The sequence below is a fragment of the Reichenbachiella sp. genome, from assembly GCF_965223055.1.
Classification (GTDB): Bacteria; Bacteroidota; Bacteroidia; order Cytophagales; family Cyclobacteriaceae; genus Reichenbachiella.
This window is the reverse complement of the sequence record NZ_CBDCVM010000006.1, coordinates 14,269-37,244: the sequence shown is the minus strand read 5'-3', so window position 1 is coordinate 37,244 and position 22,976 is coordinate 14,269. Positions and strand designations below refer to the sequence as shown.

The window sequence follows — 22,976 nt, the reverse complement described above, 5'->3', positions numbered from 1 at the left end:
TGTAATAGGGATTACATCACATGAACAAAGAACTTTTTCTAGTAAGACACGCAGAAGCGGACTCCACAAATTTCGATATCAAGGATATTGAAAGACCGTTGACATCGGACGGTGAGATAGATGCATCGAAACTGGGTAAAACCATGGCTGAGCTATTAGGAACGCCGGATTTGATCCTTTCTAGCACAGCCATCCGGACACGGACAACTACCGCCTTGCTTGCGGAGCAATTAGGTTATGATCCTGTGAATGTGGATTTTCTTGAAGATCTTTATGAGTCATCTACCCGAATTTTGTTGAGAGTCATTAATGAGCTAGATGAAAAAAATAGCAAAGTGGTTATTGTTGCACACAATCCGGCTATAACATATTTGGCAGAGTATGTGAGTGGTGCGGTGATCGGAAATGTATCTCCGGCAGGATTGGTACACCTTACATTCAAAGGGTCGTGGGCTGAAGTCTCAGAAAAAAATATGGATTTGGTAAAATATCATCAGCCTGTCCGTCCTACACAGAGCTAATCATGTCAGTTCAGCAAAACAATTATGATCCGAGTGCCGTAGGCGTGAAAGGTTCGATCTTCGGGTTGCCTTTTGGGGAGGAAGACTCGAAAATTGTAATTGTGCCTGTGCCTTGGGATGCTACAGTATCGTATGCTGCAGGTACAGCCGATGGCCCTCAGGCAATTCTGGATGCTTCTACGCAATTGGATTTGGAAGTGGTTGGAAAAGATGCACCGTGGAAACAGGGCATTTGGATGGAGCCAATCGATAGAGATACCAGAGCCAAGAGCCAAAAATTAAGACTTTCAGTTGAGCCTTACATAGAGGCGTTAGAGGCAGGTGAAGAATACCCAAACGCCAAGGAAGTAATTAGTGCCATAGATGAAGGCACAACAGCAATCAAAAGCCAACTGAAAAGAAAAATTCTGGGCTACCTTAATAAAGGTAAAGTAGTTGGTCTATTAGGCGGAGACCACAGTACGTCACTAGGGTACCTGGAAGCACTGAGTGAAAAGCATGAAGACTTTGGGATTCTTCAGATTGATGCGCACATGGATTTGCGTAGAGCGTATGAAGGGTTTGAGCACTCGCATGCTTCGATTATGTACAATGTTTTGAAATTATCTTCGATTTCTAAATTAGTGCAAGTAGGTATTCGTGATTTTTGTGAGGAGGAAGTGTCTGTGACCAAGTCCGACTCAAGAGTGGCTGTGTATTTCGATCAGGAACTAAAGTGGCAGCAGTTTGAAGGCACCACATGGCAATTCTTGTGCAACGAAATAGTTGCTCAACTACCAGACAAGGTCTATGTCAGTTTTGATATAGATGGACTGCAGCCTTCGCTTTGTCCAGGAACTGGTACGCCTGTGCCAGGTGGTTTAAGTTTTGAAGAATCAGTTTATTTGATCAATCAAGTCAAGTCTTCAGGCAGAGAAATCATTGGCTTTGATCTCTGCGAAATAGCTCCGCAAGCTAAAGACAAAGAATGGAATGCAAATGTGGGAGCGAGGGTATTGTATGCGCTTTGTGGGGTGGTTTGAACATTACATTGTTTTTATCCATTTCAAGTTAAGTTCACTTTTAGGTTTATTCGTTGCTCTCACCCACCATTTTTCGATTTCATCCTTGTTGTTAGAGACTTCCTCGATGCGATAATATTCTTTTCTAGATGGTATGCCAAAATGGGCGTAATTTCCAATTCGTATTTTCATTTCAAAAGGACAGTTTGACCAATCACTGGAAGTTGGGTTTGTTAATTTAATAGGAGTTAGGCCCTTCTGCCATGCACTATGAATGATTTTCTGATTTGTTTGTTTTATTCGTTTGAGTTCACTTCGATAAGAACTGAAGAAAAATAGAATGAATGAGATAGTAACTATAAATAAGGTTAAATAGGCCATGATGGAAATCATATAAAATCTATAGTGGTTTATCTAAATAAGTCTTCAAAGAATCCACATAAACCTTATTCCTCAAATGGGTCTTTTCCTTTATCGTATTTATTGATTCTTCATACAAAGAAATGAGCACCAACTCATGGCCATACAACTGTGACATTTGAAGATGGAATACCATTGTGGTTAATTCAATTTCTTCCATTCTGTGTGAGTCCTTACTAAAATAAGTGTCCATTATTTTAGGAACAGTATTGTCAGTAAGTGCTTTCTGAAAATCATAAGTTCTTGTAATAGATTGAAGGATTTCATAATCAAATTCAGAAAATATACCTGTCTCCTTAGCTGTTTCCCATGCACTTCTAATGAGCATTGAATTGATTAATCCACTTTTATCCAGTAGTGGTCTTAAATCAAAAAAATCTGCTTGTTTCAATTCTTGCTCTAACTCAGGTTTTAACCCATAGTTGAGGCTGTCAAGTCTATTAATAACGGCTAGATGATCCTTGTTCCATTGTTTTATGGTCCAATAATTTCGATAAAGCTCTTTGTGTATGCTTTCAATAGCAATCTCTTTCTTTTGATTGGTTTTATAATTCTCTGCGGTCTTATTGATAAAAAGTGCGAACAAAACGCTGAAAATGATTAGAACCCCTTCTCTAATGTGTTTACCAAAGTGGATTTTAGCCAAAACGATTAAGTAGTTAGTTGGAAGTTAAAAGTAGGAAAAATTCACGAAATCCATAAGGGTTACCTGAAAGGGACTCTGATGTTTCGTGAAGACACGAAACAAAGCAAAAAGAGACACTGAGTGTGTTGTACTTTCCTTAATTCTTAAACACCTGCACTGGAGCCGTTTCCGAAATCAAGTATTTCTTTTGATTAGTGGTGAGCTCGCACAGGCTTCGCGTGCGTCTTACTTCTAGCTTTCTGTAGACTTTTTTGTTGAATAGAAACTTTGCTCCGGTCTCTACTTCCCTGAGTAGTAGACCTGATTGGTTTTCGTCATAATTACGCAAAGCCAGAAACAAAGCCTTGTCTGAAGTGCTGGTGGCTTTTGGGTTTTTCATGTGTCTGGCGAGAGGACCGAGCACATCCATTGGAAAAATATCCTCTCGTAGCATGGGTAGCATAAGTTTCTTAAACTGCAATTTCCATTCTTGCCCGTGAGGAGATACACTTCGTTGGTGTTTTTCGAAGGTAAACAAGTGAGCCACCTCATGAATGTAAGTCACCAGAAATGCATACGGATTGAGGTCATGATTGACCGAGATTGTGTGTGAGTTGGTCACAGGATCATAGCGATAATCCCCATATTTGGATTGCCTTTTTTTTGTGATTCGGAAATTAAACCCCAATTCACTCCATAGTGAGTAGCAATAGTCCACCGCTTTTTCTGGCAGGTGGTTTTCAAAAAACCGACGATGCTTGGCTTCTGACAATCTTATTTCTGTCTAAAGTAGATTTTGATAGGGACTCCTCTAAAATCAAAATGCGAACGCAGCTTATTTGTTAAGAACCTTTCGTAAGGCTCCTTGATGTATTGCGGCAGATTACAGAAAAAGGCAAAGGACGGCGTACGAGTAGGCAACTGCGTCACATACTTGATTTTGATATGCTTGCCTTTGAGTGCTGGTGGTGGATAGTGCTCGATTTCAGTCAGCATCGCGTCATTCAGTTCTGATGTCGTGATTCTTCGGGTTCTATTGGTGTTCACTTCAATCGCCAATTCTATCGCCTGGAAGATTCTTTGTTTTTCGATTACAGAAGCGAAAATAATTGGAATATAGGAAAGCGGATTACCTAGCTTTTCTTGAATTTCTTTTCTGAACTTATCGGCCGTCTTGCTGTCTTTGTCTTCGATCAAGTCCCACTTGTTGACCATGATCATGATACCTTTTTTATACTTGTCGGCCAGCGTAATGATATTCATATCCTGAGCCTCAAAACCACGCTCAGCATCGATCATGACGATGCAAACATCACTATCTTGAAGCGATTGAATAGCCCGAAGTACAGAGTAAAATTCAATGTCTTCTTTGACTTTGGATTTCTTTCGAATTCCTGCCGTATCTGTAAGGATAAAGTCTTTGCCAAACAACTTGTATCTTGTATTGATGGCATCTCTCGTGGTGCCAGCCACATCAGTTACAATCGATCGGTCTTTACCCAGAAGTGCATTCAAAAAAGATGACTTTCCTGCATTTGGTCTCCCTAAAATAGAAATTCTAGGTACGCCTTCTTCAGGATTCTCTACATCACTATCTTCGAAATGTTCAACTACTGCATCCAACAAGTCACCTGTACCAGAACCACTGGTGGAAGCAATGACATGAATGTCACTTTCCAAGCCGAGGCCATAAAATTCATTTGACATCAAGGTCAAATCGGGGTTGTCAGCTTTGTTCGCTACTACGAAAACAGGCTTTTTCAATTCCCTTAGAATATTGGCAAAATCCTTGTCCATATCGGTCATGCCGTCGTGACAATCTACCATAAACAAGATAACACTCGCTTCATCTAGCGCCAGTTTGACCTGGTCTCTTATCGCCTCCTCGAAAATATCGTCAGATCCAGTCACATAACCGCCAGTATCGATTACAGTGAAATACTTGCCGTTCCATTGACCAAAACCATAGTGGCGATCGCGTGTGACCCCACTTTCGTCATCCATGATGGCCTTTTTTCTCTCTACGAGTCTATTAAAAAGAGTAGATTTTCCTACGTTGGGGCGTCCTGTTATTGCTAGTATATTCGACAAAGCGATGTGATTTTTTTGAAGTCGCAAATTTAGACATAATAAGATATAAGTGACAAAGTATCAGGGATATTCGATGGCAATATTTAAAGCCTCAGAGTAGCTAAAATTATGATTCTAGATTTTCGGATTACGATTGTTTTGGACAAGTCAACATTTTTAATATTTCTAAATCGTATTTCGTTAATCGTGAAATCGTCAATCCATTAACAATTATTATCAATTGAGTTAATATTTTAAAATCTATGTTTATAATTCAACAGAACTCGATTTGAAAAGCCAAAGTCTTTATAGATTTGTCATATTAGAATAGTGAAAATCCATGTCGGTAGAAGAGGCAAAAAAAGAAATAGAATCCCTTAGCGAACAGATCAATTATCATAACCAGAAATACTATCAAGAGAGTGTTTCTGAGATTTCTGATTATGACTTTGATCAATTGCTCAATCGGCTGATTCAACTGGAAATTGAATATCCTCATCTAAAAAAAGCGGACTCGCCTTCACAACGGGTAGGAGGTACAATCACAAAAAACTTTAAAACAGTAGCTCACAAGTACCCGATGCTTTCTTTGGCCAACACTTATTCACCAGAAGAATTGAAAGAGTTTGATGCCAGAGTAAGCAAAGGCCTAGAAGGAGAGGCTTATGAATATGTTTGTGAATTGAAGTTTGATGGAGTAGCCTTGAGCTTGACTTATGAAAATGGAGCACTTCTGAGGGCAGTGACAAGAGGAGATGGTGCTAAGGGGGATAACGTAACCGCTAATGCCAAGACCATTAGATCTATACCATTGAAGCTTGCAGGATCTGGTTTTCCAGAAAGCTTTGAAGTAAGAGGAGAGGTTTTTATGCCCAATGCAGTTTTTGCCGAGATCAACAAGCAAAAAGAAGCTGATGGCGAAGAGCTATTGGCCAACCCAAGAAATACAGCCTCTGGTACGCTGAAGATGCAGGATTCGTCAGTGGTGGCTGCTAGAAAACTAGACTGTTATCTCTATAGTTTGATGACCGATCGAAACGCCGTGCCTACCCATTTTGATGCTATAGAATCACTGAGCAAATGGGGGTTTAACGTATCGCCAACTTATAAGAAATGCAAGGGTATTGATGAAGTCCTGAAATACATAGCACATTGGGAAGAGAAACGCCATGAGCTTCCTGTCGAAACTGATGGCATAGTTATCAAAGTCAATAGTCTCAAGCAGCAGAGTGATTTAGGCTTTACTGCCAAAAATCCTAGATGGGCAATTGCCTATAAATACAAGGCTGAGAGTGCTACTACTCGCTTAAATGGAGTGACTTATCAGGTCGGTCGTACTGGATCAGTTACTCCAGTGGCAGAATTAGAACCAGTACTTTTAGCCGGAACAACAGTAAAAAGGGCTTCCTTGCACAACGCCAATGAAATCGAACGATTAGGTGTTAGAATAGGTGATCAGGTGCATGTAGAAAAAGGTGGCGAGATCATTCCTAAAATCACTGGTGTTGATTTGACACTTCGCCCTAAAGACTCAGAGGAGCTGCAATACATTGAGAACTGTCCTGAGTGTGAGACGCCATTAGTCAGGTATGAAGGAGAAGCAAATCATTACTGCCCAAACATAGCGGGCTGTCCGCCACAGATCAAAGGACGTATCGAACATTTCATTCATCGAAAAGCTATGGATATAGATTCCATGGGAGAACAGACGATAAAAGTGCTGTTTGAAAAAGGGTTGCTCAATAATATTTCAGATTTATACGACTTGAAGTATGAAGACCTGATCGATCTGGAAGGCTTTCAAGATTTGAGTGTTAAGAATCTGTTGAAAGGAATTGAGGAGTCTAAGCTGGTACCTTTCGAGCAAGTATTGTTTGGTATGGGTATTCGATTTGTTGGCAAAACCGTGGCGGAAAAATTGGCTATTCATTTTAAAACTATGGATGGTTTGATGGCTGCCGACTTTGAGTCATTAATTGCTGTGCCAGAAATTGGTGATCGTATTGCTGAAAGTTTGACTCAGTACTTTGCCAAAGAGGAAAATCAGGCTTTGATACAAAAGTTGAAATTAGCTGGGCTCAATTTCGAAGTCGATGAAAGTCAATTCGAAACTAGTAGTGATGTGCTAGGCGGGAAAACATTCGTTATTTCAGGAGTATTTGAAAAATATGGTCGAGATGAACTCAAAGGCATCATCAAAGATCACGGTGGAAAAGTGGTGAGTGCTATTTCTGGCAAATTGGACTATTTGCTTGCTGGTGACAAGATGGGACCCGCCAAATTGGAAAAAGCCCAAAAACTCAACATCAACATCATATCAGAGTTAGATTTTGAGGGAATGATCAATTGATATCCAGAAAATGATAAGAAAATTATTATTAAAAATAAAGACTGCGTTGGCATTGAAAAAGAATGACGCCATTCGTGTGTCAGATGCATATAAGGAAGCCAAAAAAATTGGGTTGTTGTACACGTTGGATGATAATCGTTCTGACGAAACTTTAGCTGAAATTATTACAAAATTTGAGTCCGATCAAAAGGAAGTAAGTACAATGACTTTTGTACCAAAGGCTGCTAAGCGACCGGATCCTGATTATGCTTTTTTCAATGAAAAGGATTTGAATGCAAAAGGAAATTGGTCTAAAGTCGCAGTTTCTGATTTTAAGAATGAACCGTTTGATTTTTTGGTTAGTTTGGATTGGAATCAGAATAAATACACACAGAATATTTTGGCTGGGTCAAAAGCTAAATGTAGGGTAGGAAGGTATGAGGAAGGTAAAGATCAATATTTCGAAATGATGATAATTCCCGAAGATGATAAATATGCGTCATATCTCACGCAAGTGTATCACTATTTAACAAATGTAAGAAATGGATAAATTTAGAGGGACAGGAGTGGCGTTAGTAACGCCTTTTAATGAGGATTTGAGTGTAGACTACGTTGCACTCGAAAAGTTGGTTAATCATGTGAGTGAGGGAGGAGTAGACTACCTGGTAGTGATGGGTACAACAGCTGAGTCTCCTACTTTGACTGGGAAGGAAAAATTAGAAGTTCTAAAATTTGTCATTTCTAAGAATGCTAAGAAATTGCCGATTGTCTATGGTTTGGGTGGTAATGACACGCAAGCCCTGGTGACTAAATTCAAGAATTTCGATATTGAAGTGGATGCTTTTTTAGTGGTTTGCCCTTTTTACAACAAACCTTCACAAAGAGGATTGCAATTGCACTTTGAAGCGATAGCAGATGTCTCTCCAAAGCCTATCATTTTATACAATGTGCCTAAAAGGACTTCTGTGAATATGGTTACCAAAACAGTGATCGCATTGGCTCAACATCCTAATATTATTGGAATAAAGGAGGCCTCAGGGGATACTGTTGTTCAAGCGGAAGAAATCGCAAGAAAAATGCCCGATGATTTTATTTTGACCTCTGGCGATGATGATTTAATTACTCCATTCATTAAATGTGGAGGAATCGGTGTGATATCAGTTATTGCTAATGCATTACCAGGACATACTTCAGATCTAGTGAATGCGGCATTGGCTGGAGATTATTCCAAGTCTAAAGTAATGGCAAATGATATGGAGAATATGCTCAAATTGATATTCTCAGAAGGTAACCCCACGGGTGTGAAAGCACTTTTACGGCAAATGGGTATAGGCAATGCAAAACTCAGGCTTCCTTTGGTGGAAGCAAGTGATACGCTTGATGCGCAAATTGCTGATGAATATAAAATATTGGATACAAAAAAAGGGATGATATAATCATCCCTTTTTGTTTCTTATTAATCAGTGGATTAACCTTGGTTCTTGATATCTTGAACTTCGATTCTGATTTCTTGAGCAAGATTTTTAAGTTCTTGCATTCCTTTTCTTACTCTCGTACCAGCAGCTTGATTCTTTTTATCGTAGAATTTTTCGAAATCTCCCTCTAAAGAAGCGATAAGGTCTCTAACTTCATTAAATCTTTTCATATTGTTTTACTATTTAAGGTTATTGAATATTAAACAAGAGTTGGCAATTTATACTAAAAAACCATAAATCAATGGCGTAGGCCATGTTTTTTAATAATTTTTTAAGTTATGCCAATTGTGTAATTTCTGCGTCTCTATAAACTCCAGTATCGAGCTTTTCTTTGATCGCTTCGAATACGCTAATTGTTTCCTTCACGTCTTCCAAACTATGAGCAGCTGTAGGAATAATTCTGAGCATGATAACACCCTTAGGTACAACTGGATACACAATCATAGAACAGAAAATATTGTAATTATTTCTGAGGTCCGTGATCATGTTAGCACCTTCTTTCCAACCACCATTCAATAGAACTGGCGTTACTGGAGATTGAGTTTTACCCAAATTAAATCCTTTGTCTCTTAGGCCTTGCTGAACCGCGTTAACAATAGTCCAGAGTTTATCTTTCATCTCAGGTCTTGTTTTCAAAAGCTCCAATCTTTTTAATGCACCGATAACTAATGGCATTGGAAGAGATTTTGCAAAAATCTGAGATCTGACATTATACTTTAAGAATTCAATCACATTCTTGTCACCCGCAACAAAGGCACCAATACTCGCCATAGATTTTGCGAATGTAGAGAAGTAAAGATCAATGCCGTCCTGGCAATTTTGTTCTTCACCAGTTCCAGCTCCAGTTTTACCCATTGTGCCGAATCCGTGAGCATCATCTACAAGAAGTCTGAATTCAAATTTCTTCTTAAGCTCTATTACGCCTTTAAGATTACCCATGCTGCCAGACATACCGAATACACCTTCAGTAATAACTAAGACACCACCGCCATTCTCTTTGGCTAATTTTTCAGCTCTTACTAGTTGCTTTTCTAAGCTCTCCATGTCATTATGGAGATATACAAATCTTTTACCCACGTGAAGTCTCAATCCATCAATGATTGATGCATGACATTCAGCGTCGTAAACAACAACGTCTTTTCTGTTTACCACAGCATCAATGATAGACATGATGCCTTGGTAACCGTAGTTAAGCAATTGACAAGACTCCTTCATAACAAAGTCACCAAGTTCTTTTTCTAATTGCTCATGAAATTTTGTGTTACCAGTCATCATTCTGGCACCCATAGGATAGGCTAATCCCCAATCTTCAGTAGCTTTAGTATCAGCTTCTCTTACCTCCGGCATATTTCCTAACCCAAGGTAGTTGTTTAAACTCCAGGTTAAGACCTCTTTACCTCTGAACTGCATGCGAGGAGCGATTGGTCCTTCCAACTTTGGAAACATGTAAAAGTTTGTGTTATCCATGTCGGAGTGCTGACCTAGAGGGCCTCTATCCTCATTAAATTTTTCAAATAAATCCATTAATTTGCTTTGATTTAATGCAACAATGCTGTTTTAAAAACGAGTGCAAAGTTAACATTTCTGCTAACATTTATGCAATAAAATTTGATATTCCCGATAGCAAATTCTTTGCCAATATTTCATCTATATTCGCTACCAGATAATTGATTCGAACAATACTTTACCCCAAATGAAGAATATTAAGAAGATATTAATCGCCAACAGAGGAGAGATAGCCATTAGAGTAATTCGTTCTGCCAAGGAAATGGGTATCGCTACAGTTTCAGTTTTTAGTGAAGCTGATCGATTGGCCCCACATGTGAAACTTGCTGACGAAGCAGTTTGTATAGGCCCAGCTGCATCATCGCAGTCCTATTTGGTCATTGACAAGATTATTAAAGTATGTAAAGATTTGAATGTGGATGCTGTTCATCCCGGATATGGATTCTTGTCTGAAAACGCAGAATTCGCCAGGCAACTCAAAAAATCTGACATTATTCTAATAGGCCCGTCAGCCGAATCCATGGAGGTGATGGGAGATAAGCTTGCTGCTAAACAAGCTGTTGCTACTTATGATATCCCGATGGTACCAGGAATAAACGAGGCTATTGAGGATTTAGAATTGGCTAAAAAAGTAGCAAATGAAATTGGTTATCCTGTCCTTATTAAAGCAAGTGCAGGTGGAGGTGGTAAAGGTATGCGAGTCGTAGAAGAACCCAACGGTCTCGAAGAAGGAATGACCCGTGCGATAAGTGAAGCTAAATCTGCTTTTGGCGATGGCTCTGTATTTATTGAGAAATATATTGGCTCACCCAGACATATTGAAGTGCAAGTATTAGGAGATGAGCATGGAAATATCTTACACCTTTTCGAGAGAGAGTGTAGCATTCAGCGGCGTCATCAAAAAGTTATAGAAGAGGCTCCTTCTTCTATATTCAATGAGGATAAAAGAAAGGCAATAGGTGAAACAGCAATCAATGTAGCTCGTGCCTGTAATTATGTTGGAGCAGGAACAGTAGAATTTATCGTGGATGAAAATCATGATTTCTTCTTTTTAGAAATGAATACCAGGCTCCAAGTAGAGCACTGCGTTACCGAAGAAATCACAGGTATAGATTTGGTAAAAGAGCAAATTAAAGTAGCCAGAGGTGAGCAAATCAGTTTTACTCAAGAAGACTTGAGTATTAATGGTCATGCGTTGGAGGTTCGTGTATATGCGGAAAATCCAAAGAATAATTTCCTTCCAGATATTGGTAAGCTGATTACTTATAAAAGACCTCAGGGTCCGGGTGTACGGGTTGATGATGGTTATGAAGAAGGAATGGATATTCCAATCCACTATGATCCAATGATTGGAAAACTCATCACCAAAGGGGCCACCAGAAAGGAGGCTATTGATCGTATGACCCGTGCGATTGATGAGTTTCAAATCAATGGCATTGAAACTACTTTGTCATTTTGTAAATATGCCATCAATCATGAGGCGTTCGTAAGTGGCAACTTCGATACTAAGTTTGTGGATAACCATTTTACTCCAGACGTACTAGATGGTCAAAGTGAGGAAGAGGAAAAAATTGCTGCGATAATGGCAGTCATGGCTTTGGCTGAAACAAACCCTTCGACAAAGAGTACCAATAAGAGTTCAAAACAATGGAAGGCTAGAAGTAGCTACCGTTAAAAAATTGTCTAGTACGCTATGGCGGAAATAAAACCATTGCGCGCCTGGCGCTATAATGAGAAGTTAGGAGAGGGTATCGACGAGTTGACCTCTCCTTTGTTTGATGTGGTATCTGAAAAGTATCGCGAAAAACTATATCAAAACGAATTGAATAGTATTCATATCTCAGTTCCGAAAGAAGGGCCCGATGGTGAATTGTTGGATCGAAGAATTGAAAACTGGAAATCCAAAGGGGTAATCGTTCAAGATAAGACACCTGCTATATATGTCTACTATCAATACTTCAAGCTACCTGGAGACGATAAAGAGCATTGTCGAAAAGGCTTTATTTGCAATATCAGACTTTACGACTGGGAAGAAAAAGTGATACTCAGACATGAGGATACCATGCCGCATTCTGTGGATGATCGTAAGAAGCTGCTAGAACATACCCAGCTTCATGTGAGTCCTACACACGGACTGTATACAGATCCAGAGCATAGCATAGAAAACTACATGGATGATGCAGTTTCTTCACCTGTGTATGATTGTGAGGATTATCAGGGTGTGAGGGACGTATTGGGTGTAATTCATGATTATAAGGTAATTCAGGAGATTATTGCTCTTCTCAAAGACAAGCAAGTGGTCTTAGCAGATGGGCACCATAGGTACCAAGGAGCCTTGGCCTATCTTCATGAACAAAGGGAAAACAACCCTTCGCATACCGGAGAAGAGCTTTATAATTTCCATACCATGTATCTGACCAATATGGAGTCAGATGACCTTCGGATATTTCCAACACATCGTTTGATTAGAAAAATCAAAAAGTTTAACCCTGAGGATTTTTTAGAAAAACTCTCTGAGTATTTTCTGATTCGGTCACTTGATAATGAAGAGGATGTGTCGGAAGTTATTTCTGGTAAAAAATGGGCTTTTGGATTGATGATGGGAGAGGAAGTATATAAAATCCGTTTGCGACAGGAGAAGTATTATGATATAGAATGGGAGATACCAGATGTGGTGAAACAATTAGATGTTACCATCCTTCATTACTTTATTATGGGGAAGGTTTTGGGTATCAAAAAAGAAAAGCAACCAAGTTCAAAAAAAATTCGATTTGAGCGAAGTATGTCTACCTGCATCAAAAAAGCGATTTCAGAAAAAGTACAGGCTGCGATCATTACACAAGAGATACCAATGCAAACTGTAAAGGATGTTTGCTTCTCTGGTTATACTTTGCCCCAAAAGTCTACGTATTTTTATCCTAAAGTCATTTGTGGCTATCTATTTGGCTCTATAAAACCAGAAGACAATAATGCAAAAATTGATAGTAGCTTCTAATTCTGCCCGTCGACAACAGTTGATGAAAGACGCAGGGTTTCATTTTGAGGTACATGTATTGGATGTAGATGAAACGCTTGGCGAAGATGTTTCAAATGAAATGGCTGCTGAATATTTAGCAGAAAAAAAGAATAAGGCCTACCGTGCTATTTTTAAGGATGAAGTAATCCTTACCTCTGATACTGTGGTTATCTCGAATAGAGAAATTTTAGGCAAACCTTTAGATGAAAAAGACGCCTTCAGAATGATTGCTTCGATGTCTGGAAAATCTCATGAAGTGGTTTCTGGTGTATGTATTTCTAGCCCCGAACATAAAGTGAGTTTTAGTGAGGTTACCAAAGTTCAATTCGAAGATCTTGCTCCGGCAGAAATAGAGCACTATATAAAAAACTACCAGCCTTTTGATAAAGCTGGTAGCTATGGTATACAAGAGTGGATAGGAATGATTGGAATTCAATCTATCCAAGGCTCTTTTTATAATGTCATGGGTTTACCTATCAATCGAGTATATCAAACACTAAGGACAGAATTTGGAATTTCACCTTTGTAGATAGTGTGATCAAGGATATTGCTCAATTCAGAAAAGCTTGTCATTCCGACGTAGGAGGAATCTTATCGTAAAATCATACGAAATGGCGATTAGATTTCTCACTTACCAGGTAAATAATAAGCCCTGATTAAAATCTAAACAATCTGCCAGTCTCTCCCCAAGGGATTCTAGAAAGCATAAGAACAAGTGCTATGGAGAAGAATATCAATTGTGCTTTAAATTTTTCTGGATCTGATTCAGCTCTTTTTGCTTTAGCTTTTCCAATGGATGCTGCTGCGATGGCCAGGATCATTACGAAAGCATGTTCCACAGCCCAAAATCTAAGTGTGGCATTTTTCATGACAGATTCAGACCCGCCAAAGGCTTGATATGCGAATGGGCTTATGAAATATAGTATCAATCCTAAAACGAAAGTCAGGTGTAGACAGCCTACAAAGGCTCCAGCCAACCCTTTTTCTCCTTTTCCATATGGTATTGACCCTTTGTTTCCCACAAAGGATTTGTAGATGTTGATCAGGGCCAGAATTAATACTACCCATCTCAACCAGGAGTGAGTAAATAATAGTACGTCGTACATCATAATGTTGATTTTCTAGTGAAGTTGCTAAGGTAATACAGGCATAAAAAAACCCTGACGATTTTGACAGGGTTTCTTTCTTTAGGAGATAAATAAATTATCTCTTATTAATATTTGTGTATGGTCTTTCGGTTTCGCCCACATAAACTTGACGTGGTCTACCGATAGGCTCATTATTTTCTCTCATTTCTTTCCACTGAGCAATCCAGCCTGGTAGTCTACCTAATGCGAACATTACAGTAAACATTTCACTTGGAATACCCAATGCTCTGTAAATAATTCCAGAATAGAAATCTACATTAGGGTAAAGTTTTCTTTCAACAAAATAAGGATCGCTAAGCGCTACTTCTTCCAGTCCTTTTGCTATATCGAGCACAGGGTCAGATACGCCTAACTTGGCCAATACATCGTCAGCTGCTTTTTTAATAATTCTGGCTCTAGGATCGAAGTTTTTGTATACTCTGTGACCAAATCCCATCAATCTGAAAGGATCATTTTTGTCCTTAGCTTTATTCATCCACTTCTGAGTGTCTCCTCCGTCTGCCTTGATATTCTCTAGCATTTCGATTACCGCTTGGTTAGCCCCTCCATGCAGCGGTCCCCATAATGCGTTAATTCCTGCAGATAATGAAGCAAACATACTGGCCTGAGAAGAACCTACAATTCTTACAGTTGAAGTAGAACAGTTTTGTTCATGATCAGCATGAAGAATCAATAATTTGTTCAATGCAGCAGAAACAACAGGGTCGATTTCATACTTTTCAGATGGCAGGTTGAACATCATATGAAGGAAATTGCTGCAGTAATCCAATTTGTTGTTAGGATACTCTACAGGGTGTCCCATTTCATTTTTGAAAGCCCAGGCTGCGAATGTTGGCATCTTAGCTATGATCCTAACAATGCTTAGATATACAGCTTCTTTCGATCTGTTTGGATCTAGACTTTCAGGATAGAATGCAGTCAATGCCGTAACCAATGATGACAGTACGCCCATTGGATGCGAGCTAGCTGGAAATCCATCTAGAATTTTCTTAAAGTCCTCATGAACTAATGTATGATGAGTAATATCCGAAGTAAATGTTTCATACTCCGTTGCCGTTGGCAACTCACCATAAATCAACAAATAAGCCACTTCTAAAAAAGTAGAGTTTTCAGCTAAATCCTCTATTGAATATCCACGGTGCCTAAGAATACCTTTTTCGCCATCCAAAAAAGTGATGGCACTTTTGGTCGCTCCAGTGTTTTTGTATCCAGGATCAAGTGTAATTAATCCACTTTGTCCTCTGAGTGCGCCAATGTTTATGGCGGTCTCATTCTCGGTACCCGTTATTAATGGAAGTTCAATGCTTTTATCTCCTACTTTAATTTCTGCGGTTTCTTCTGCCATTGATTTTTAATGATTATGTAAAAGGACTAATTATATTTTACGCGAAAATAATGAATTATTGATTCAATTTAAAGTCTAATTATTGTTTAATATCAAAGGAAGGCCTTCGTCTCCACCCCCAATCACCACTACTTTCGAATTTGGTGACTTTGATAGTTCAATAGTAGCCTCAATTCCTCTCATTTTCAGTAATTGTGGTGTTAAACTTGAGTTAACAATTTTGTTCGCTGCAGCTTCTCCTTCGGCAGCAATTCTTTTTCTTTCCGCCTCACTTTTTTCTTTGTCCAATCGGAATTGATAGGCTAGAGCTTCTTGTTCCTGCTGCAATTTGTTTTCGATGGCCTGCTTGATTTGCGCTGGAAGATTGATCGCTCGTATCAATAGGGCTTTCATTATTACATTGTTTCCTTCATGACTCAATACTTCAGCAGTCTCGCTTTTGATGGCGTCTTCAACCTCAGATCTTTTAGTAGAGTAAATTTCCTCTGCTGTATATCGTCCCATGACTTGTCTTACTGAAGAACGAACTTCTGGAATTACCAACCTGCTGATGTAGTCTTGCTGAAAGGTTTCCTGAATGTAGCCAATTCTTGAAGGCATAGGAGTGAATCTTACAGACACATCTACGCTTAGTGATAATCCGTTTTTATCCAATACGTCCATACCTTCTTCCACTTTGTTTTCAGATACATCAAAAACATATATTTTATTCCATGGGGCTTTTACATGAAAACCAGGACCAATGATATTGTCTTTGTCTAGTTTTTCTGCTCCAAATTTGTAAAATACTACGGCTCTTTCGGCTGGCCCTAAAGTGTAAAAAAGACTCGATGAAAGACCTACTACTACAAAAAGTGTAAAGACTGCAACGACTAATAAGGGTAAGAATTTTCTGTTATCCATTGTGATAAGGAATTTTGGTTATTTGAATTTCAAATGTACGATAAAGTTGGTGGATTAAAGCGGTTACTTGAAGTAACCTCTTTAATAATATCAGGTCTTTTGTTTCTTCTTTTTGGCTGCCGGAAAAAGAATGTTGTTCAATATCAATCGGTAGCCTGGAGAATTAGGATGTAGGTTAAGGTCTGTGGGTTCTTCATTGACCAAATGCTGATAGTCCTCTGGGTCATGGCCACCATAAAATGTCCAGAACCCTTTACCAAATACGCCATGAATATATTTTGCTTCATTGATCGACTTGGTTTCACCGAGTAAAACAACGTCAGATTTGACTAGACGCTTCTTGAATGCTGTCGTCTGCCCCATAAACCCTTTGATGATATGCTCATGATTCTGTGTTAGCATGGTGGGGATTGGATCCCATTTTGCTGAAAATTGAAATAAGGAAAAGTAATCATTGTTTTCAGTTAGTCCTCGTTTGTTTGGTTGAGTGTCGATATTAGAGAATTCGTACTCATATGGGTCGCGTTCAAGCATAAAAGATTTAAACGCTAAAGTTTTGTCATAATTGAGTTTGTTTTGCGCTTGAGGATCTGCTGGATCTCCATCGAACATGCTTTCACAGATATCCACTCCTTCAGCTGCCAAGGCGATATCAAATGTGTCTGTGGCAGAGCACATTGCAAATAGAAAGCCTCCGCTGGCTACATAAGTTTGTATTTTTTTTACAATGCCTAGTTTCAAATGAGAAACCTTTGAAAAACCGTGTTTTCTGGCAGACTCTTCATATTCTCGTTGTTGCTGTTGGTACCAGGGGTAATGTTGGTACACACGATAGAAACGACCATACTGCCCGGTAAAATCTTCGTGGTGAAGGTGTAACCAGTCATACTTAGGCAATTCGTCGTACATGAGTTCGTCATCAAAAACCACATCATAAGGAATTTCAGCATAAGTCAATACCAAGGTTACTGCATCATCCCAAGGCTGCTTGCTTTTCGGTGAGTAGACCGCAATTTTTGGATACTTTTCTAATTTCATAGCATCCATATTGGAAGAAGGACTGGCAATATCACTGAGGATGCCATTGGCCTGGGCATCAGAGATTACCAAATAGCTGACTCCTCTGATAATCAACTCATTTTCAAAATCTTGATAATACTTGAACATAAAAGCACCGCCTTTATAATTCAGCAGCCAGTCTACTTCAATTTCTTTTTGTAGAACCCAATAAGCAATACCGTAAGCTTTAAGGTGGTTGGCTTGCGTATTGTCCATTGGGAGAAGAATATGGGATCCTTTGAGTCCGAATGAAAAAAATAAAAGAATAAATACTAAGCCTTTGCGCATGTGCATGATATTAGATCACGAATTTACTAACTCTTGGTTTTTTTAAACTGAACTTTTAATTAATAGTTGCCATGTTGTAATAAATTGCTTTGACATACGTCTAAATTCAGAAGCGTTTGTCTATGAACCTAATCGAAAACATCCGAGAAGCTATTAAGTCTATTCTGGCGAATAAACTTAGAACAGTATTAACAGCAGCCATTATCGCCATTGGTATTACATCTCTGGTTGGTATCCTCACAGCTATTGATGGTATTCAAAACTCTATCAACGATAGTTTTTCCAATCTGGGATCAAATACTTTTGTTATAGAAGATATACGTCAGGAAAGAGGAAAAAAGGCAGGAAAAGCCCAAAAAAGTTATCCGTCTTTGACATTTGATGCAGTGTCTCAGTTTGTACGGAATTATAAAGTAGGCGAGGTGACTTCGTTATATACCAGGGTCACAGGGAATGCAGAAATCAAGTATCAGTCTGAAGTGACTAATCCTAATTTTTCCATTATCGGAGGAGATTTGAATTACCTATATGTAGAAGGATATGATTTAGAAAGTGGTAGAAGTATATCAGCGTTTGAACATCAGAATGGATCTAACGTCGTGCTGATTGGAAATGAGGTTTTAACCACTCTTTTCAAAGAAAATGAAAATGCCTTAAATAAGTCAATGTCATTTTTGGGGTCTAAGTTTAAAGTAGTCGGTATTTTAGAAAAGCAAGGTTCTGAAGGCGGGAGAGCAGATCGGACGGTTATAGTCCCATTGAATGTTGCCAGGCGTCTGGCAAAAAACAGATCGTTGAAATATCATATAGGGGTATCTGTAAAAGACCCAACTAAAATGGAACATTTGATGGGTGAAGCCACTGGCTTAATGAAGGCCATCAGAAGGGACACGCCAGGAAGTGACGATTCATTCGCTATTCAGGAAAAAAAATCCTTAGCGGAAAGGCTGGGGGAGATCACCGGCTATCTCCAAATAGGAGGGTTTACCATTGGCTTTATCACCTTGCTTGGAGCTTCAATCGGATTGATGAATATTATGTTGGTTTCTGTTACCGAACGGACTAGAGAAATCGGTGTTAGAAAAGCCATGGGCGCTACTCCTAAACGCATTCGACAGCAGTTTTTGATTGAAGCGATAGTGATAACCCAGATTGGAGGATTCGGAGGCGTTGTTTTGGGTTTTATTGTTGGTAATGTTATTTCACATTTTTTGGCAGATACATTTGTTGTTCCATGGCTTTGGATGTTCTTTGGATTTGTGGTCGGTGTGATCGTGGGTTTACTGTCAGGTTACTTACCAGCGCGCAAAGCATCCAAACTAGATCCTATCGTTTCGTTACGTTTCGAATAGAAATTGTATTATTTTGGGATGGAGTTTCGTTAGAAGTAAAAATATTACGAAATTTACCTGATTCCCATAGTGAAAAATGAAGCGTAATTTAATTTTTCTGATATTCTTGATATCTCAGACCTCTTTTGGTCAGGAACTTTTGTTGACAGGTGTCTACAAGGGTGAAGGCTTGTATATTCAAAATCCATATGATGCTGATTCAGGTGAGTTTTGTATCCAGTCCATTTTTGTAAATGGAAAGAAAACAAGAACCAACTTATCACTCACTGCCGTTCGATTGGCCTTTAGAGATGTAGATTTATACACTCCTGTTTCGGTAAAAGTGGTTCATGGGGATAGTTGCAAGCCTCGCATCGTAAATCCTGAAGCGATTTTGTATCATAGTAATTTCAAGTTTGATAGCCTCGTGCTTAATGACTCAATTATGCACTGGTACACCAAAGGAGACCGGAGAGACGGGAAATACAAAATTGAAAAACTAAAAGGCAGCTATTGGGATGTAATCAAAACACTTCGGTCGAAAGGCAGGTTTGCGGGAGCGCAGTATGTGTTTTTTCCAGAGCATACAGACGGAGGAAACAAGTATAGAATTAAATATGAATTGCCTGAAGGTCGATATTTGTATTCCACAGAAATGGAACATTATCATTACCCGGAAAGCGTCACTTTTTCACCAAGATTGGTTACGGATAAGATGACTTTTTCCAGAGAGGCAAGGTATGAGATTCTCAAGGATGGAGATATCATATTGCAAGGCAAGGCTAAAGAAATTCCACTTAAACGTCTGGCGCCAGGTGACTATTCCATAATCATTGAAGGACAAGAAGATACGTTCGTGAAGAAATAGAATAGTGTCAACAACATTTTGTTGGGTATAAAAAAACTCAAGGCTCAATTTTGAACCTTGAGTTTTTTTATGAGTTGATGAATTTTAATTGATAATATCCACCCCAAAGAAGTTGCTTAAAACAACCATGATAAATAGTAAGCCAAGTAATACAGGACATAAATATCTCACTGCGAAACCAATGAATATTTTGACTCTGGAGGTTTCGTATCCTTCATAGCCGATTGCTATTTCTTCATTAAGATTTTCTTTCTTCCATACATAACCTGCAAAGGTCACAATCAAGAATCCGCCTAATAATAACATACAATCAGCGAGGTGTCCAAGAAAGTCCATAAACCCTACAGATTTTTCAGCTCCAACATAGGTCACAAATGAAGTAAACATTTCGCTGTAGCCATTTCCCAACAGGGAAGGTAGGCCTGCTATGAAAATAATTGCTGCTGTAATTGCAGTAGCCTTTGGTCTGCTGATTTTATGCTCGTCAACTACATAAGATACAGGTACCTCCAAAAGTGACACAGTAGAAGTTAGAGCTGCAAATGACAAGAGAAGGAAAAAGAATGCTCCTAATAGGCTTCCCAGGCCAGCTCCCAGCGATTCGAATACACTTGGTAATGCAGCGAAAATCAAGCCTGCTCCTCCTTGTACATTCGACATATCTCCACCTGTGCTGTAGGCTACTAAAGGGAATAGCATCAATCCTGCTAAAAAGGCTATGCCCACATCAAAAAAGGTAACAGATACAGTTGAGCTAATAATATTCTCCTTTTTAGACAAGTAACTACCATATGTGATAATCGTTCCCATTCCTAAGGATAGCGAAAAGAAGGACTGTCTTAAGGCTCCTCCAATAGTTTTTAAATTCAATTCTGAAAACTCTGGAATCAAGTAGTATTTTACACCGGTCATCGCATTAGGTAGCGTGAGTGAATAAGCTAATAACCCCAGGATCATAATAATCAAAGTAGGCATTAATATTTTAGCTCCTTTTTCAATTCCTGCGGAGACACCTCTTGATACTACAAAGGCGGTGAATGCCATGAATATAACTGCGTAGATTCCTGTTGTGCTAATATTGGCTACATAAGAGCCGAATTCTTTTCCTACACTAAAATTCCCTTGTGCCATTTCAAAGAAATAACCCAATGCCCATCCAGCGACAACATTGTAAAATGATAAAATGACAATTCCAGCCAGAATCCCCATTTTTCCAATAATATTCCATTTGTTGTAACCCAATGCATTGAATGCACCGACCGCATTTTTGTTGGTTTTTCTACCTATAGCAATCTCTGTAACCATGACAGGAAAACAAAGTAGAAAACAAAAGACAAGATAAATGAGAACAAATGCAGCTCCACCACCAGCTTCCACCTCGAATGGAAATTTCCAAATATTACCAAGTCCAACCGCCGAACCGGCCGCTGCTAAAATAAAACCTAATCGATTGCTAAAATTTCCTCTTCCTGCCATTTTCTGTTGTTTAGTAAGATTGTCGCGGCGCACAGGTTGATGCGTGATTCTTGCGACAGTCTAAAAAGTTATGCTGTTACATGAAACCACGAATATAAAAGAGGAAATGGAATAACCCACATTTTTTTTAACAAAGGCAGATTATGATGACTGGCGACTTATACAGTGGTAGTTTGTTCGGAATACTTGAACATTTTTTTCTCTTTAATCATATGAGCTACTTTGTAAGGAACAAATGCTTCCCATCCTGGATTGCCATTTTTTATCATATCCAAAACGTTGTCTGATATGATATGTAGGTTTTCCACCTTGGCATTTTTTATATCCTGAATATATTGGTTGGTTCTCAGGTGTTCGTAAAGGTGAGTGAGGTTCTCAGATGGTAGAAAATTATCACTGGTCTGTAACTCATCAGAACGGTCGGTTTTACTTGGATAGACCAACACTTGTTGATTAGCTGCAAATAACTTTCCAAACGCCTCCATGATACCTCCAGGGAGGTTTGCATAATACTCTTCTTCAAATAAGCGCGCCAGGTTGTTAATACCTAAAATAAAGGCAATCTTACCTTTTCTTGTAATTCTACTGAGGTATACGGCCAAACGGTAATGTTCCTGATAATTGGAAATAAGAACTGTTTGTCCTAATGAGTTCAATAGATCCACTCTATCTAAAAAGTCTTGTTCGTCTATTTCTCCGTCATGAGTAAGGTCTTTAAGAGTGAGTTCGGCAATGACATCAAACTTCTCATTGTTTTCTTCTAATTCCTTCTTGAATTGACGTACACCGGCCAGCATCATATCTACATTCACATGCGTAACTGGTCTGAATCTGCCTCTTAGCACACACATGTTTTTCTTGTATAAAAAGGAAGTAGGTTGCTTGACTTCTCCGTGTTGATTGAATATGGCGGCTCGAGTCAATTTGTGCTTGACCAATTTTAAACTCATTAAGCGATTATCAATACCATCAAATGCCGGACCTTCTAATCTAAACATATCAATTTCAATACGGTCTTTACTGAAATTGTCCACAATGGATGTCATCAAATTTTCTGGATCTGCATAATGGTTGAAACACGCATAAATGAGGTTAACGCCAATTTTACCCAGAACCTCTTGCTGCCAGAGCATATCTGGATCCTTCAATACTACATGAATGATGCAGTCATTAGGTTCAGCAAAAGGTGTCAGCTGGAAGCGTACCCCAATCCAGCCATGTCCTTGATTTGTTTTTTGATAATTGATGGTCTCTACTGTATTCGCGAAGGCAAAGAAACGAGTTTCATCGGCCCTGTGATTGAGTCGTTTCGAAAGCAAGTGATACTCCTTATCGAGCATCTTGAGTAACTTTTCTTCACACACATATCGTTTGGTTGCGCCATAGATAGCATCAGAAAACTTCATGTCATATGCAGACATGGTCTTAGCAATGGTTCCGGAAGCTCCGCCAGCCTTGAAAAAATTCGATGCCACCTCTTGTCCTGCTCCAATTTCAGCCAGAGTGCCGTATATGGATTCATTAAGGTTCAGTGAGAGTGCTTTCTCTTTTGTGGTGTGTACGCCTGCTTCCATAATTTCTTTGCTTGTACAAAA

At 39.0% G+C, this 22,976-nt stretch carries 22 protein-coding genes; 10 read left to right on the top strand and 12 right to left on the bottom strand.

The features are described 5' to 3' along the window. Positions 1–20: 20 nt before the first annotated feature. A complete protein-coding gene (locus tag ACOQO5_RS05145) occupies positions 21–521 on the top strand; it encodes a SixA phosphatase family protein (RefSeq protein ID WP_420580617.1) in 501 nt (166 codons plus the stop codon). Between the two features lie 2 nt (positions 522–523). Then, positions 524–1,543, top strand: a complete 1,020-nt coding sequence (locus ACOQO5_RS05140) for an agmatinase family protein (RefSeq protein ID WP_420580616.1) — start codon at positions 524–526, stop codon at positions 1,541–1,543. Between the two features lie 3 nt (positions 1,544–1,546). Here the strand turns inward: ACOQO5_RS05140 and ACOQO5_RS05135 are convergent, their stop codons facing one another. The 4 genes from ACOQO5_RS05135 to der form a co-directional block, all read right to left on the bottom strand. Beyond that, positions 1,547–1,714: a hypothetical protein gene (locus ACOQO5_RS05135; protein WP_420580615.1), complete on the bottom strand. Its 168-nt coding sequence runs from the start codon at positions 1,712–1,714 to the stop codon at positions 1,547–1,549. Between the two features lie 208 nt (positions 1,715–1,922). Beyond that, positions 1,923–2,588 (bottom strand): hypothetical protein, encoded by a 666-nt coding sequence (locus tag ACOQO5_RS05130; protein ID WP_420580614.1) that lies wholly within the window; start codon positions 2,586–2,588, stop codon positions 1,923–1,925. A gap of 136 nt (positions 2,589–2,724) precedes the next feature. Continuing rightward, positions 2,725–3,339: a SprT-like domain-containing protein gene (locus ACOQO5_RS05125; protein WP_420580613.1), complete on the bottom strand. Its 615-nt coding sequence runs from the start codon at positions 3,337–3,339 to the stop codon at positions 2,725–2,727. Positions 3,340–3,341: 2 nt separating this feature from the next. Continuing rightward, the gene (gene der / locus ACOQO5_RS05120; RefSeq protein WP_420580612.1) at positions 3,342–4,658 is read right to left on the bottom strand and encodes a ribosome biogenesis GTPase Der; all 1,317 of its coding nucleotides are present in this window, start codon (positions 4,656–4,658) and stop codon (positions 3,342–3,344) included. A gap of 319 nt (positions 4,659–4,977) precedes the next feature. On the opposite strand from der, the gene ligA reads away from it, so the two are divergent. Genes ligA through dapA form a run of 3 tightly spaced genes read left to right on the top strand, consistent with a single transcriptional unit; the run spans position 4,978 to position 8,402 of the window. Continuing rightward, entirely contained in the window at positions 4,978–6,987 is a 2,010-nt protein-coding gene (gene ligA / locus ACOQO5_RS05115; protein WP_420580611.1) for an NAD-dependent DNA ligase LigA, read from the top strand. A gap of 10 nt (positions 6,988–6,997) precedes the next feature. Next, entirely contained in the window at positions 6,998–7,516 is a 519-nt protein-coding gene (locus tag ACOQO5_RS05110) for a DUF6913 domain-containing protein (protein ID WP_420580610.1), read from the top strand. Beyond that, positions 7,509–8,402, top strand: coding sequence for a 4-hydroxy-tetrahydrodipicolinate synthase (gene dapA, locus ACOQO5_RS05105; RefSeq protein WP_420580609.1), 894 nt, complete (start codon positions 7,509–7,511; stop codon positions 8,400–8,402). Before ACOQO5_RS05110 ends, dapA begins: the two co-directional genes overlap by 8 nt. Before the next feature lie 32 nt (positions 8,403–8,434). Here dapA and ACOQO5_RS05100 read toward each other — a convergent pair whose 3' ends face one another. Further along, positions 8,435–8,611: a histone H1 gene (locus ACOQO5_RS05100; RefSeq protein ID WP_318171512.1), complete on the bottom strand. Its 177-nt coding sequence runs from the start codon at positions 8,609–8,611 to the stop codon at positions 8,435–8,437. 106 nt (positions 8,612–8,717) lie between these two features. Continuing rightward, a complete protein-coding gene (locus ACOQO5_RS05095) occupies positions 8,718–9,965 on the bottom strand; it encodes an aminotransferase class I/II-fold pyridoxal phosphate-dependent enzyme (protein WP_420580608.1) in 1,248 nt (415 codons plus the stop codon). Positions 9,966–10,134: 169 nt separating this feature from the next. Here ACOQO5_RS05095 and accC point away from each other — a divergent pair, with 169 nt between their 5' ends. The 3 genes from accC to ACOQO5_RS05080 are packed head-to-tail and all read left to right on the top strand — an operon-like array spanning position 10,135 to position 13,492. After that, on the top strand, positions 10,135–11,622 hold the full coding sequence (gene accC, locus ACOQO5_RS05090; protein ID WP_420580607.1) for an acetyl-CoA carboxylase biotin carboxylase subunit: 1,488 nt from the start codon (positions 10,135–10,137) through the stop codon (positions 11,620–11,622). An 18-nt stretch (positions 11,623–11,640) separates the two neighbouring features. Next, positions 11,641–12,942 (top strand): DUF1015 domain-containing protein, encoded by a 1,302-nt coding sequence (locus ACOQO5_RS05085; RefSeq protein WP_420580606.1) that lies wholly within the window; start codon positions 11,641–11,643, stop codon positions 12,940–12,942. After that, positions 12,917–13,492, top strand: a complete 576-nt coding sequence (locus tag ACOQO5_RS05080; RefSeq protein WP_420580605.1) for a Maf family protein — start codon at positions 12,917–12,919, stop codon at positions 13,490–13,492. Before ACOQO5_RS05085 ends, ACOQO5_RS05080 begins: the two co-directional genes overlap by 26 nt. Before the next feature lie 127 nt (positions 13,493–13,619). Here ACOQO5_RS05080 and ACOQO5_RS05075 read toward each other — a convergent pair whose 3' ends face one another. The 4 genes from ACOQO5_RS05075 to ACOQO5_RS05060 all read right to left on the bottom strand — a co-directional run bounded on the left by ACOQO5_RS05075 (position 13,620) and on the right by ACOQO5_RS05060 (position 17,706). Next, a complete protein-coding gene (locus ACOQO5_RS05075; protein WP_420580604.1) occupies positions 13,620–14,072 on the bottom strand; it encodes a hypothetical protein in 453 nt (150 codons plus the stop codon). Between the two features lie 94 nt (positions 14,073–14,166). Then, positions 14,167–15,456: a citrate synthase gene (locus ACOQO5_RS05070; RefSeq protein WP_420580603.1), complete on the bottom strand. Its 1,290-nt coding sequence runs from the start codon at positions 15,454–15,456 to the stop codon at positions 14,167–14,169. A 75-nt stretch (positions 15,457–15,531) separates the two neighbouring features. Beyond that, positions 15,532–16,359, bottom strand: a complete 828-nt coding sequence (locus ACOQO5_RS05065) for a prohibitin family protein (RefSeq protein ID WP_420580602.1) — start codon at positions 16,357–16,359, stop codon at positions 15,532–15,534. Between the two features lie 90 nt (positions 16,360–16,449). After that, positions 16,450–17,706: an asparagine synthetase B gene (locus tag ACOQO5_RS05060; RefSeq protein WP_420580601.1), complete on the bottom strand. Its 1,257-nt coding sequence runs from the start codon at positions 17,704–17,706 to the stop codon at positions 16,450–16,452. Positions 17,707–17,828: 122 nt separating this feature from the next. On the opposite strand from ACOQO5_RS05060, the gene ACOQO5_RS05055 reads away from it, so the two are divergent. Both ACOQO5_RS05055 and ACOQO5_RS05050 read left to right on the top strand, forming a co-directional pair. Further along, the gene (locus ACOQO5_RS05055; protein WP_420580600.1) at positions 17,829–19,058 is read left to right on the top strand and encodes an ABC transporter permease; all 1,230 of its coding nucleotides are present in this window, start codon (positions 17,829–17,831) and stop codon (positions 19,056–19,058) included. A 76-nt stretch (positions 19,059–19,134) separates the two neighbouring features. Further along, positions 19,135–19,905 carry a hypothetical protein gene (locus ACOQO5_RS05050; RefSeq protein ID WP_420580599.1) on the top strand — a complete coding sequence of 257 codons (771 nt, stop codon included), beginning with the start codon at positions 19,135–19,137 and terminating at the stop codon, positions 19,903–19,905. Positions 19,906–19,989: 84 nt separating this feature from the next. Here ACOQO5_RS05050 and ACOQO5_RS05045 read toward each other — a convergent pair whose 3' ends face one another. After that, positions 19,990–21,381 (bottom strand): sodium-dependent transporter, encoded by a 1,392-nt coding sequence (locus ACOQO5_RS05045; RefSeq protein WP_420580598.1) that lies wholly within the window; start codon positions 21,379–21,381, stop codon positions 19,990–19,992. A gap of 158 nt (positions 21,382–21,539) precedes the next feature. Then, positions 21,540–22,955 carry a TonB-dependent receptor gene (locus ACOQO5_RS05040; protein WP_420580597.1) on the bottom strand — a complete coding sequence of 472 codons (1,416 nt, stop codon included), beginning with the start codon at positions 22,953–22,955 and terminating at the stop codon, positions 21,540–21,542. Between the last annotated feature and the right edge of the window lie 21 nt (positions 22,956–22,976).